Origin of the sequence: Mycobacterium sp. E735 (assembly GCF_001666955.1) — a bacterium.
In the GTDB taxonomy this organism is placed as follows: domain Bacteria; phylum Actinomycetota; class Actinomycetes; order Mycobacteriales; family Mycobacteriaceae; genus Mycobacterium.
This window is the reverse complement of record NZ_LZIX01000077.1, coordinates 1-12,581: the sequence shown is the minus strand read 5'-3', so window position 1 is coordinate 12,581 and position 12,581 is coordinate 1. Positions and strand designations below refer to the sequence as shown.

12 protein-coding genes are annotated in these 12,581 nt (G+C 67.5%); 6 read left to right on the top strand and 6 right to left on the bottom strand.

The features are described 5' to 3' along the window. Window positions 1–46 precede the first annotated feature (46 nt). Window positions 47–736, bottom strand: coding sequence for a DUF5631 domain-containing protein (locus A5704_RS29695; protein ID WP_067887901.1), 690 nt, complete (start codon window positions 734–736; stop codon window positions 47–49). Window positions 737–1,606: 870 nt separating this feature from the next. On the opposite strand from A5704_RS29695, the gene A5704_RS29690 reads away from it, so the two are divergent. After that, window positions 1,607–2,125, top strand: a complete 519-nt coding sequence (locus tag A5704_RS29690) for a hypothetical protein (protein WP_369828428.1) — start codon at window positions 1,607–1,609, stop codon at window positions 2,123–2,125. A 55-nt stretch (window positions 2,126–2,180) separates the two neighbouring features. Here A5704_RS29690 and A5704_RS29075 read toward each other — a convergent pair whose 3' ends face one another. From A5704_RS29075 to A5704_RS06070, 5 genes are all read right to left on the bottom strand, one after another. After that, a complete protein-coding gene (locus A5704_RS29075; RefSeq protein ID WP_231968857.1) occupies window positions 2,181–2,366 on the bottom strand; it encodes a hypothetical protein in 186 nt (61 codons plus the stop codon). 670 nt (window positions 2,367–3,036) lie between these two features. Next, window positions 3,037–3,591 carry a hypothetical protein gene (locus tag A5704_RS29070; RefSeq protein WP_231968851.1) on the bottom strand — a complete coding sequence of 185 codons (555 nt, stop codon included), beginning with the start codon at window positions 3,589–3,591 and terminating at the stop codon, window positions 3,037–3,039. An 871-nt stretch (window positions 3,592–4,462) separates the two neighbouring features. After that, window positions 4,463–4,789 carry a DUF2563 family protein gene (locus A5704_RS06080; protein WP_067887893.1) on the bottom strand — a complete coding sequence of 109 codons (327 nt, stop codon included), beginning with the start codon at window positions 4,787–4,789 and terminating at the stop codon, window positions 4,463–4,465. A 97-nt stretch (window positions 4,790–4,886) separates the two neighbouring features. Next, window positions 4,887–5,396, bottom strand: coding sequence for a pullulanase (locus A5704_RS06075; protein WP_067887890.1), 510 nt, complete (start codon window positions 5,394–5,396; stop codon window positions 4,887–4,889). Between the two features lie 24 nt (window positions 5,397–5,420). Next, complete coding sequence (locus tag A5704_RS06070; RefSeq protein WP_156670063.1) at window positions 5,421–6,842, bottom strand: CCA tRNA nucleotidyltransferase; 1,422 nt, start codon at window positions 6,840–6,842, stop codon at window positions 5,421–5,423. A gap of 283 nt (window positions 6,843–7,125) precedes the next feature. Here A5704_RS06070 and A5704_RS06065 point away from each other — a divergent pair, with 283 nt between their 5' ends. The 5 genes from A5704_RS06065 to A5704_RS06045 form a co-directional block, all read left to right on the top strand. Beyond that, window positions 7,126–7,368: a hypothetical protein gene (locus A5704_RS06065; RefSeq protein ID WP_067753230.1), complete on the top strand. Its 243-nt coding sequence runs from the start codon at window positions 7,126–7,128 to the stop codon at window positions 7,366–7,368. After that, window positions 7,368–7,652 (top strand): hypothetical protein, encoded by a 285-nt coding sequence (locus tag A5704_RS06060; RefSeq protein ID WP_067753205.1) that lies wholly within the window; start codon window positions 7,368–7,370, stop codon window positions 7,650–7,652. Before A5704_RS06065 ends, A5704_RS06060 begins: the two co-directional genes overlap by 1 nt. An 88-nt stretch (window positions 7,653–7,740) precedes the next feature. Next, window positions 7,741–8,475 carry an NUDIX hydrolase gene (locus A5704_RS06055; RefSeq protein WP_067753215.1) on the top strand — a complete coding sequence of 245 codons (735 nt, stop codon included), beginning with the start codon at window positions 7,741–7,743 and terminating at the stop codon, window positions 8,473–8,475. Next, window positions 8,472–10,853, top strand: a complete 2,382-nt coding sequence (locus A5704_RS06050; protein WP_067784024.1) for a hypothetical protein — start codon at window positions 8,472–8,474, stop codon at window positions 10,851–10,853. Before A5704_RS06055 ends, A5704_RS06050 begins: the two co-directional genes overlap by 4 nt. Next, the coding region (locus A5704_RS06045; RefSeq protein WP_231968847.1) for a lipid II flippase MurJ at window positions 10,850–12,581 on the top strand (1,732 nt) is incomplete at its 3' end. The genes A5704_RS06050 and A5704_RS06045, both read left to right, overlap by 4 nt.

Below are 12,581 nucleotides of genomic sequence, written 5' to 3'. Positions count from 1 at the left end.
GCCTACATTCGCTATTCACTCTGCAATTCGCGAATCGCGCACTGCCCTAGATGCTGGTTACGGCGAACCACGCCATGTGATAGTTCGCGAGATACTGATGCCCATCTATCAGGGCCTCGATAGCCGCCAACAGCATCCAGTCTGCGACCGCCGCCGCGTCGTGATCCGGATACGCCGAGAGAACCGAATCCTGTATCTCGACAATGCACCTGCGTAAAAGCTCAGTTTCGCTGTCGAGCACGCCCGTATTCCGTACCGCCGGCGCGGCGATAGCCTGCGCGATTCGCGGCAGACCATCGCGGCGACGGACAGCTTCCACGAGCGCTGGTCCCAATTCATCGACGTGGGGCGCGGCCGAACGGGCCGGTCTATCACCGCTCAGCGCGGGCGCCTCCGGGTCGGATTCGGCGACGTAGGTGTTGTGCTCATGGGCCGCGGCGACGACGACCGCTCCGAGCAAGTCCATGACGCTGGCGCCGTGACGGCGTGCTGCTGGCTCGAGCAGGGTCACATGGGCCGGCAGTCGGACATGCGGCGGTATCCATCCGCCGGCGAGGTCGGTGACCAGCAGACTCGTGGTGCCGTCATCGCGCAAACCGGCCGCCCAGGAAATTCGCGGCTCTTGGCGCGCTACCGCATCGACGAGCCGTTGTAAGCGCTGCTGCTCGGCCGCTCTACTGGAAACCGCGCCCGCCGTCCCACCGGCCGCGGCCGACATCGCGGATGCGCCCACCATGCTGGACGAATTTGCACCCCCGTGCCCGGCGGCGGTCGCGGCCGCTCCACGTTCCACTGGCGAAACCAGCGGCCCACCCGCCGACGGGGAGGATGCGGCCGACGGGGCGACCGGCGCGCCGGAGACCGGCCCCGTCGGGACGGAAGGCATCGCCGGAGGCGCGGCGGCCGTCGGTCGCAGGTCGGAGCCATACGCGGGCAACGAGCCAGCCGGGATGCTCGGGCCACCAGATACCGGCGCTGCCGGCCCCGACCATGCGCTCCCGGTGATAACTGGCGCAACAGGCGCAGTTCCCCCTGTGGTAGGCGGCGCCGGAGCGGCAGGCGGGGGCGTATCCGCTGGCGTGCCCGTCGGGATAAATACCCCCGCACTGGGTGAAGTCGGTGCAACAGGCGGCGTCCCCGCCGGCGGACCGGCTTGCGGCGGTGACTCCATCGCGTTTATTGCCCCCGCCGAAATCCCCTGAGCGCCAGCGCCTGCCGGTTGACCCGTGGCCATTCCGGATGCGAACGACTGCGCCAAGTTGGGCGGGGCGCCTTGGCCCAGGCCGGCGGACGACATGCTAGTCGGGCTACCCGTTAAGCCTGACATCCCCGGCGCCATCGATCCGCCACCGCTGGGCACGTGAACACCTGGCGATGTCAGTGCTTGTTGTCCGCCTGGCACCTGCCCAACAGACCCCTGCATACCACCGAAAGCAGCCGGCGATGGTGCAGGCCGCGCGGCCGCGCCCGGCAATGACGACCCCGGCCCCTGCGCGCCGCCGAAACCAGCGGGCCCGGGAGCACTCGACGGCCCGCCTCCGCCTGCGGTCGATGCGCCAGGCCCTTGGCTTCCACCGAAGGCGGAGTGAGTGGGTGCACTCAGGTCATGTTCGCCAATCTGCTGGGGTGGGCGCACATCGCCGGTATTGAAACCGTTTTGACGGGCCCATGTCCGGGCGTCAGCACCAATTCCTTCAACATCGAGAATTTTCTGGGTGGCTGCCACGAGTTTGTCGCCCGCAGTCATGCTCGCGTTCGCAGCATCGCCGTTGCAACGCAACTGGACGGCCTGTACCTCCAAGACCTGCTCGGGCAGTGGCTTTTTCGAGGCGAGAATTTGATCGATCTCGTGATTTCCCGCATTTGCTATGTCGGTCAATCTGCTTCGAAGGTAGTCGATTGCGTCAGCGCTGGAGTCGAAGGCTGCCGACTTGGCCTGGTACTTCTCAGCGAGGTCCAGATGAAATTTCTCGTCTTGCTGGTATCTGGATATGAGGTCGTCCGCTGTGTGCCCCTGATTACTTGCCGCAATCATCATCCACTGACTACGGAGGCCCTGCGAGAAGAACTGCTGCTCCGCGCACGCTTGGCTCCAATGCTGAGCGCCGCCGCGCAGGGTCGTTGATGGCATAGGCCACCACGGTCCGATCAACGCCGCTGTCCACTTGCCGGGGGGAAGGTCAACCGCCACCGCAAACCTTTTTCATGGCGGCATCTTTCGAGATTGCGTCACTAAGCGCCGCCTGATAGTCGGCATCGGTCGCGACGCCAGCGCTGCCTTTGGCGGTAAGAGTGCCGTATGCCATAGCTACTGCGTGCGCCGCGTCGCGGTGCTTCGCGTCGAGGACCGGATCGGCCGCTGCCATCTCAAGCAATAGGGCGCCATTGGTTGTTGCGATGCGTGCTAACGCCTTGTCTGTTCCGGCGGTGTCGACCTTAGCCGCCTGGGCCGCCAGTTTATAAACATCACAATGCTGCTGTTGAGCGGCAGCAATTGCCGTGGGGTCAGGCGTTGGGGCTGTAGTGGTGGTAGACGGACTCGTGCCCGTGACCGTGGGGCGCGCAAGGGCAATGATCAGAGCGCCAACCGCTATGGCAGCGGTAAGCGCTAAGGCGATCGCCTGCCATGGGAATGAGCGTGATGCTGGCTGCGCCCAATTATTCGGTGGCCAATTCCCCCGAGGTCTGTGCGCAGTCTGTTCATGAGCAGTACCCCCGGGCCTGTTCCCCACCATGCCCCTCCTCTAGGTCGTGGCGACCGTCCAGACTGTCACGATCCGCTCGTAAGTCCTTCAACTTCCATACTGAGCCAACCAAAGGAGAGGCAGCAATTCACCGCGAGTCGCGGTTGCGTTCGTTCATCTTCGATCCGAGCCGGCTGCGTCGTTGCATTTACCCGGTCACCCCTTAAGGTAACTCGTCTTGCAGTCGATCTCGGGCTCGTGCGGATGGCTCGACGGCCTCGCAAAGAGCGGGGCGCGGAAGATGTCAGCGCGACCGTTTACAACGTGGTCGGCCGCTAACGTAATCGGCCATTCAGCCCCCTCCACACACTCTTTTCATGCCCGCATCCTTGGCATTGACGTCGGCAATTGTCGACTGCCACTGAGCTGAATCTCCAAAGCTCGCCACGGCAGCAGCGTTGCTGTATGCCTCTGCCAGGGCAACGGCGGCGCCGCGATCACCTGGCGGGATCGCGGGAGAATCATTCAACACTTGCCCCAGCAAGACGGCGCCGTTTACTGTCGCAATGCCAGCCCGCTCCGGGCTTGCACCGTTTGTCTCTATCTGGACCGCTCGTGCGGCCAGGTCGTAGACATCGCAAAGTTTCTTGTGCGCGGCAGCCGTCTCGGATGGTGTGTACGTCGGTGCCGCGGAGGCGGTCGCCGGCTCTGGGGTGGAGTGCTTCGTAGACCGTGTAGATGACACAACTACCGCAACAACGCCCAGCACAACGGCAATCGCCGCCAGGGCGACCGCCGGCCACGTGCGTGGCCGCCTTGCGGGTTGGAGTGGATAGCTGCGCTGCCAATCCCCCGGCGGCGAGCCTATAGGTGGTATCCCACCAAAGCTTGGAGGCGGATCCCCCATGCAGCTCCTCCCATTCCTGTGCAACTTGCAGGCCATTCCCTTAAATTATCCACCCCCGTTGCACCTCCACGACACAAACATGCACAACGATGGCCTCGTGACGACGGACGGCTGGTGCGGGCAGGGTCACATGGCCGGCCGTCGGGCATGCGGCGGAATCCATTTGCCTGCCAGCGATTCAGCCGCCGCAAACTCTCTTCATCGCAGCGTCCTTGTTGTTGACATCACTGATCGTTGACTGCCGAAACGGATATCACGTTGCTGCACCGTGGCCGTCGTCGCCTGAGATCTGCTGTAAGCCTCTGCCAGCGCCAGGGCAGCGTCTCGATCGGTAGGCGACATCTCGGGATGCGCGCCCACCACGTGTTCCAGCATTAGCGCTCCGTTGACAACTGCGATGCCAGACAATGCCGGGTTGTCGCCGTTCGTTTCTATCTGGACAGCACATGAGGCCACGGTGTAGACGTCGCAAAGATCTTTGTGCGCCACCCGAATCCGCAGATGCGTGCGTCGGCGGTGCTGACGTGACTGATGAGCTCACGATGGAGTTATTCGTAGACCGCGTAACCGCCACCACGAGGGCACCAGCGCCAAGCAGAACCGCAATCGATGCCAGTGCGATCGCCAGCCATGTCATTGGACGCTTCGAAGGTTGGGGCGGATAGGGCGGCTGCCGTTGACCAGGCGGCGGGATAACTGGCGTTCTCCACCGAAGTTTGGAGGAAGATCCCCCATGCAGCCCCGCTCAGTCCGTGCCGAGTAATTCCGTTGAATCATCCACGGCACTGCACATCAACACCGCAAGATAGCGCTTCAACACGATCCCACCGAGTAACGCATCTCCGCCCACCTACCCGCTGAGGCCGAGCGATCAAAATCGCGGCGCTGAGCCGGCGCTCGGCCGCACCGCGGCCATATCACCGGCGTTCTGCTCGTCCATGCTCGTGAACCCTTTGGCCGCAGTGTGCGCCTTCGAACCGACATCAGTCAGCGTCTGCTTGTGACCCTGGAGGATCTGCACGTGCTGTCCATGCGCAACCGTGACCGCCTCGTGGAATGCATCGGCGGCTGCGAAGTCACCGAACATCCCCGACGCCAGCGGCCCTCGCGCGAGCTGGTCGGCTCCCTCTTGCGCGTGCCCCCCGGCGCGGTGCGATTCGTTGCCCCCGGAGTGCAAAAGATCGGTGTCGACGAACACTGCCACCCCTTCCGATCCACGCGGCGATCCCCGCGCCGCTACTGACCAGGCTAAATACGCCGCGGGCAGCGGTCAATTCACGTTGGGTCCCGAGCCGCTACAACGCGGACGCGCCGTCAGCCAAGCCGTCCCCATCGCTGTCGGTCAGCCGCACGTTCCACTTGCCGTCGCCGTCGGTGTCGACGTATTCGGTCGCGCCGCCCTCGCCGGCGCATAGCACCCGGTCCGCCAGCCCATCGCCGTCGCTATCGAACAGCCGATCGTCCGCGCCGCCGTGGCCATCGAAGTCGACCAGCGGGCCGCCGGTGTGCTCGACACCGTCAAGGCCGAACCAGCGCAGTTGCCGGCCCTGTTCGGTGGCGACACCCCACGTCCCCGATCCGTCGTCGGTGAAGTACGCCTCGGGAGAGCCGTCGTTGTCGAGGTCGAGCACCGCGTGATCGGCGATGCCGTCACCATCGAGGTCCGCGAAGGCGTCGTCGCGCAGCCCGTCGCCGTCGAAGTCCAGCCCGAAAGCGTCGAACCGGCCGTCACCATCGAGGTCGAGGTCGAGGTCGTGCTGCCAAATAGAAGCGGTGCCTTCGTCGCCTGCCATGCAGTAATCCATGCACGATCCGACGCGCGATCACCGCTACGGGTTCCCCTGCGAGCGCCACCAGCTCAGCAGTTCCGCGGTCGCCTCCTCGACCGTCAACGGACCGCGCTCCAACCGCAGCTCTTTCAAGAAGCGCCACGCCTCACCGACTTGCGGGCCCGCGGGAATGCCGAGCAACTCCATGATCTGGTTGCCGTCGAGGTCGGGCCGCACGCGCGCCAAATCCTCCTGCGCGGCCAGCTCGACGATCCGCGCCTCCAGCCGGTCATAGCTGGCTTGCAGCCGCGCGGCCCGGCGCTTGTTGCGCGTCGTGCAGTCGGCGCGCACCAGCTTGTGCAGCCGTGGCAATAACGGCCCGGCGTCGGTGACATAGCGGCGCACCGCGGAATCGGTCCACTTGCCCTCGCCGTAGCCGTGAAACCGCAGATGCAGATACACCAGCTGCGAGACGTCGTCGACCATCTGCTTGGAATACTTCAACGCGCGCAACCGTTTTCGGGCCATCTTGGCCCCGACTACCTCGTGGTGATGGAAACTGACGCCGCCGTTGGCCTCGTGCCGCCGGGTGGCGGGCTTGCCGATGTCGTGCAGCAGCGCGGCCCAGCGCAGCACCAGATCTGGTCCGTCGTCCTCCAGCGCGATCGCCTGACGCAGCACCGTCAACGAATGCTGGTAGACGTCCTTGTGCTGATGGTGTTCGTCGATCGCCATCTGCATGCCGCCGACCTCGGGCAGCACCACCTCCCCCATGCCGGTCTGCACCAACAGGTCGATGCCGGACACCGGGTCGTCGCCGAGCAACAGCTTGTCCAGCTCGGCGGCAACCCGCTCGGCGCTGATCCGGCCCAGCTCGGGCGCCATCTCCTCGATCGCCTCGCGCACCCGCGGGGCGACGGCAAAGCCGAGCTGCGAGACGAACCGCGCCGCGCGCAGCATCCGCAGCGGGTCGTCGCCGAAGGACACCGACGGGGCGGCCGGGGTGTCGAGCACCCGGTCGCGCAGGGCGGCCAAACCGCCCAGCGGATCGAGGAATTCACCCGGCCCCTCGGGAGTGATGCGCACGGCCATCGCGTTTACCGTGAAGTCGCGGCGCACCAAATCGTCGTCAAGCCTCGAGCCGAATTGCACCTCGGGCTTGCGCGAGACCCGGTCATAGGCGTCCGCGCGGAATGTGGTGATTTCCAGGCGATGGCCGCCCTTGCCGACGCCGACGGTGCCGAACTCGATGCCGGTGTCCCACACGTTGTCGGCCCATCGCCGCAGGATCTGTTGAACCTGCTCTGGGCGGGCGTCGGTAGTGAAGTCCAAGTCGGGACTCAGCCTGCCCAGCAGCGCATCTCGCACCGAACCGCCGACGAGGTACAACTCGTGACCCGAGCCTTCGAACGCCGAGCCGAGCTCGCGCAGCATGCCCGCATGTTGGTTCAGGGCGACCTGGGCGGCGGCAAGCAGCTGCATATCGGCGTCGGACACGTTCGATCAGCCTAGTAGGCCGGGCCGAAAAGCCCGTGTGAGGAGCCGCGCACGGGTCGTGGCCATCGTCGGCGCGCATCGGCGTTGAATTGACCGGCCGGCGCGCCGCAGTACCGTTGCGCAAGGGGAAGGGTGAAAACGGCGCGGCAATGCGGTTCTGCGATTCATGAGCAATATGTCGAGTTCTCAGCGAGTGGACTTCTTGGACGCCTACGCCTGGCGCGCCGCGACATGGTCGGCGCCGTTTGTCGTCCAACTGATACTGGCGCTGTTGCTTGTCGCCATGTGGCTGCTGGGCAAGTGGCCGTTCGACACGCACAGCGCGTACGCCGGTGAGCGGGCATGGATGCTGACCGCCGCTGTCCTGACGACGTTGGTGTCGCTGCTTTTCGGCGCCGCGCTCCTCAGGTCGTCATCGCAGCGGAAGCGCGGCCTTGGCGTCAGCACCATGAGCTGTTCGGTCGCCGTGCTCGCGGGCGCCGCGATATTCGCTTACCTGGTCCTGCGCTGATGACAGACAACCGGTACGGCCCACTGACATTCGCAGTAGCCATCCTGCACGTCTTCGTCGTGGATTTCGTCACCTGGCTGTTTGTTCTGCCGATGTGGCCCTTGGTGTTTGTCGTTCTGCCGGCAGCGCTGCTCTACATCGGCGTCGGCGCCCTCGTCGCGCGGGGACCGGGAAGAATCGGGCAGATCGGCCGCGGGATGATGCTCGGCAGCCTCTCCGGGCCGCTCTCACTCCTGATCTTCATTCCCGCTTTCGCCATCGCCAACGCGATCGGCCCGATCTGACCGGACGCATTCGGTCCTGAGCCATCGCAGGTCGGCTAGCGGCGAGTATGTCCAGGGAGACTATGCCGTGCCAGCTACTATCGCTTGGGTGTCGGACGGCGAACAGGGCAAGCCACGTCGGCGCCGGGGGCGGCGGCGCGGCCGTGGCGCTGCGAGTTCGACCGAGAACCAGACGAACGGCCAAGCGCCCGCCGACTCGACGGCGACGAAGTCGCACCGATCCCGTTCGCCTCGTCGCGGGCCGGATCGGCTGCGGACCGTGCACGAAACATCTGCTGGCGGACTGGTCGTCGACGGCCTCGACGGGCCGCGCGACTCACTGGTCGCGGCACTGATCGGCCGCATCGATCGGCGTGGTCGGATGCTGTGGTCGCTGCCCAAGGGGCACATCGAAATGGGTGAGACCGCCGAGCAGACCGCGATAAGAGAGGTGGCCGAGGAAACCGGCATCCGGGGCAGCGTGCTGGCCGCCCTGGGCCGGATCGACTATTGGTTCGTCACCGACGGCCGCCGGGTGCACAAAACGGTGCACCACTATTTACTGCGCTTCTCCGGCGGCGAGCTCTCCGACGAGGACCTCGAGGTGGCCGAGGTGGCCTGGGTTCCGGTGCACGAGCTGCCGTCGAAGCTGGCCTACGCCGACGAACGGCGGCTGGCCCGGGTGGCCGACGAGCTGATCGACAAGCTCCAGACCGACGGGCCCGCCGCCCTGCCGCCGCTGCCACCCACTTCTCCGCGGCGCCGCCCGCAAACCCACTCGCGCACCCGGCACGCCGACAAACCGGCCACCGGCCGGAAGAACGGCCACGGGCCCGGGCCGTGACCACATCCCGACTCTGCTTGTTGCGCCTCGCGGCAGTGATCGGCATCGTGGCCGGCTTCGCGGTGCTCACCTGGCCCGCAATGCCGCGCGCGGCCGCCAAAGAACCCGGCGTCACGCCGTTCGTCCGGGTCCGCATCGACCAAGTCACGCCGGACGTGGTCACCACGTCGAGTCAGCCCGTCGTCACCGTCACCGGCATGGTGACGAACATCGGCGACCGCCCCGTCCGGGATGTGATGGTCCGGCTCGAACACGCGGGTGCCGTCACCGCGTCCGCGGGCTTACGGACCACCCTGGACGGCGACACGGACCAGTACCAACCGGCCGCCGACTTCCTCACGGTCGCTCCCGAACTGCAGCGCGGACAACAAGTCGGCTTCACCCTGTCGGCTCCGCTGCGCTCGCTGACCAAGCAATCGCTGGGGATCGATGCGCCCGGGATCTATCCCGTCCTGGTCAACGTGAACGGCACGCCGGATTACGGCGCCCCCGCACGGCTGGACAACGCGCGGTTCCTGCTGCCCGTCGTCGGGGTGCCGCCCGATCAGGGCGGCGACTTGGGCTCCGCCGTAGCGCCCGACACCTCCAAACCCGTGTGGTTGACCATGCTGTGGCCGCTGGCCGACCGGCCCCGGCTGGCCCCCGGCGTGCCCGGCGGCACCATCCCGGTCCGCCTCGTCGACGACGACCTGGCTACCTCGTTGGCCAGCGGCGGTCGGCTGGACATTCTGCTTTCGGCGGCCGAGGTGGCCACCAGCCACGATGTCGACCCCGACGGCGCGGTCGGGCGAGCCCTGTGTCTGGCCGTCGACCCCGACCTGCTCGTCACCGTCAACGCGATGACCGCCGGCTACGTGGTGTCCGATTCACCCGACGGGCCCGCGCAGCTCCCCGGCACCCCGACCCACGCCGGCGCCGGACAGGCGGCTGCCGCCGAGTGGCTCAACCGACTCCGCGCCCTGGCGCACCGCACCTGCGTGGCGCCACTGCCCTATGCGCAAGCCGACCTCGACGCGCTGCAGCGCGTCAACGATCGTGGGCTGAGCGCCACCGCGACCACCGGCGTCAACAGCATTGTCGACCGCATCCTGGACGTGGCCTCCGTCCGCGGGGCGACGCTGCTGCCCGACGGCCCGCTGACCAACCGCGCGGTCAACCTGCTCAGCGGCAACGAAAGCACCGTCGCCATCGCCGCCGCCGAACTGTCCGCCCCGGACGGACAAGGGACCTCGGACAGCACGGTCGACACCGCGCCCCAGCGGCTGTCCCCGCAAGTCGTGCTCGCCCCGTTCGACCCGGCGGTGGGCGCGGCGCTGGCCGGGACGGGCAGCTCGCCCTCGGTGCCCACCTATCTGGATTCCTCGCTGACCGTCCGGCTCGCGCACGACTCGGTGACCGCGCGCCGCCAGGACGCCCTGGGTTCCATGTTCTGGCACGCCTTGCGGCAGGACGACGCGCCCCGTACGCAGGTCCTGGTCCCGCCGGCGACGTGGAACCTGCAGGCCGACGACGCGCACGTCATCCTGACCGCGCTGACCACCACCATCCGGTCCGGCCTGGCGATCCCCCGGCCGTTGCCTGCGGTCATCGCGGAGGCCGCGGCACGCACCGAGCCGTCCGAACAGGTGGGCGCCTACACCTCCGCGCGCGGCCGCTTCGGCGACGACGTCACCGCACTGGTCACCGGACAGGTCGGCCGGCTCTGGGGCCTGACGTCCGCCCTGACTACCGACGAACGCACCGGCCTGACGGGCATCCAATACACCGCCCCGTTGCGCGAAGACATGCTGCGCGCGCTGAGCGAATCCCAGCCCCCCGACACCCGCAACGGCATGGCCCAGCAGCGCCTGGCCGTCGTCGGCAAGACCATCAATGACCTGTTCGGCGCGGTCACGATCGTCAACCCGGGCGGCTCCTACACCCTGGCCACCGAGCACAGCCCGCTGCCGCTGGCGCTGCACAACGGCCTGGCCGTCCCGATCCGGGTCCGGCTGCAGGTCGACGCCCCGCCAGGCATGACGGTCACCGACGTCGGACAGATCGAGCTGCCGCCCGGTTACCTGCCGCTGCGGGTGCCGATCGAAGTGAACTTCACCCAGCGGGTCGCCATCGACGTGTCGCTGCGGACCCCGGACGGCCTGCGGCTTGGCGACCCGGTGCGCCTGTCGGTGCACTCCAACGCCTACGGCAAGGTGCTGTTCGCGATCACCCTGACGGCCGCGGCCGTGCTGGTGCTGTTGGCGGGACGCCGCCTGTGGCACCGCTTCCGCGGCCAACCCGACCCCGCCGACCTGGACCGGCCCGACCCGCCCGGTGCCCGATCCGCGGGGTTCGACGACGAGGCCGATGACCGGGTCGAGCAAGAGCACCGCGTATGAAGCCCGCCCACCGGCAGGCCGCAGCACCGCAATCCCACCGCCTGCCAGAGCCGCCGCGGCGTCCGCACAATCCGGGCTCGCCGCCCACGGGTCCCCTGCCGCCGGTCCCCGCGGGGATTGACCGCCGACGGCCCGAACTCTCCGATTCCGCCCTGGTGTCGCGGTCGTGGGCGATGGCCTTCGCCACGCTGGTCAGCCGGCTCACGGGTTTCGCCCGGGTCGTACTTCTGGCGGCGATCCTGGGCGCCGCGCTGTCCAGTGCGTTCTCGGTGGCCAACCAGCTGCCCAACCTGGTCGCCGCGCTCGTCCTCGAGGCGACCTTCACCGCCATCTTCGTGCCGGTGCTGGCCCGCGCCGAGCAGAGCGACCCCGACGGGGGCGCGGCGTTCGTACGCCGCTTGGTCACGCTGACCACTGCGCTGCTGGTGTTGGCGACGGCCTTGTCGGTGCTCGCCGCGCCGCTGCTGGTCCGGTTGATGCTGGGCCGGGCTCCGCAGGTCAACGAGCCGCTGACGACCGCGTTCGCCTACCTGCTGCTCCCCCAGGTGCTCGCCTACGGCCTCACGTCGGTGTTCATGGCGATCCTGAACACCCGCAACGTGTTCGGCCCAACGGCGTGGGCGCCGGTCGTCAACAACGTCGTCGCGCTCGCGACCTTGGCGGGGTATGCGGCCGTCCCCGGTGAGCTGTCGGTCGACCCCGTGCGGATGGGCAACACCAAGCTGCTGGTCCTCGGCATCGGCACCACCCTGGGGGTGTTCGCGCAGACCGCGGTGCTGCTGGTCGCGTTGCGCCGCGAACGCGTGGACCTGCGTCCCCTCTGGGGAATCGACGAGCGGCTCAAGCGCTTCGGCACCATGGCCGCCGCGATGGTGCTCTACGTGCTGATCAGCCAGCTCGGCCTGGTGGTCGGTAACCAGATCGCCAGCACGGCGGCGGCGTCGGGCCCCGCGATCTACAACTACACCTGGCTGGTCCTGATGCTGCCGTTCGGCATGATCGGCGTCACGGTGCTGACGGTGGTGATGCCGCGGCTGAGCCGCAACGCCGCCGCCGACGACACCAAGGCCGTGCTGGCCGACCTGTCGCTGGCCACCCGCCTGACGTTGATCACGCTGATCCCGATCGTCGCGGTCATGACCGTCGGCGGCCCGGCGATCGGCAGCGCCCTGTTCGCCTACGGTCACTTCGGCGGGGTCGACGCCGGATACCTCGGCGCCGCGATCGCGCTGTCGGCATTCACGCTGATCCCCTACGGTCTGGTGCTGCTGCAGCTGCGGGTCTTCTACGCGCGCGAGCAACCCTGGACGCCGATCGTCATCATCCTCGTCATCACGGCCGTCAAGATCGTCGGATCCGTGCTGGCGCCGCGCCTGACCGATGACCCCAAGCTGGTGGCCGGTTACCTGGGGCTGGCCAACGGCATCGGCTTTCTGGCGGGCGCGATCATCGGCTACCTGCTGTTGCGGCACACCCTGCTGCCTGCGGGCGGCCAGTTGATCGGCAAAGGCGAGCAGCGCACCATCCTGGTCACGATCACCGCCTCGATGCTGGCCGGTTTGGTGGCCCATGTGGCCGACCGGCTGTCGGGGCTCGGCGCGCTGACCGCGCAGGGCGGCGGCGCGGGGTCACTGCTGCGGCTGCTGATCCTGGCGGCGATCATGCTGCCGATCATGGCCGCGGTCATGCTTGGCGCCCGTGTCCCGGAGGCGCAGGCGGCGCTGGACG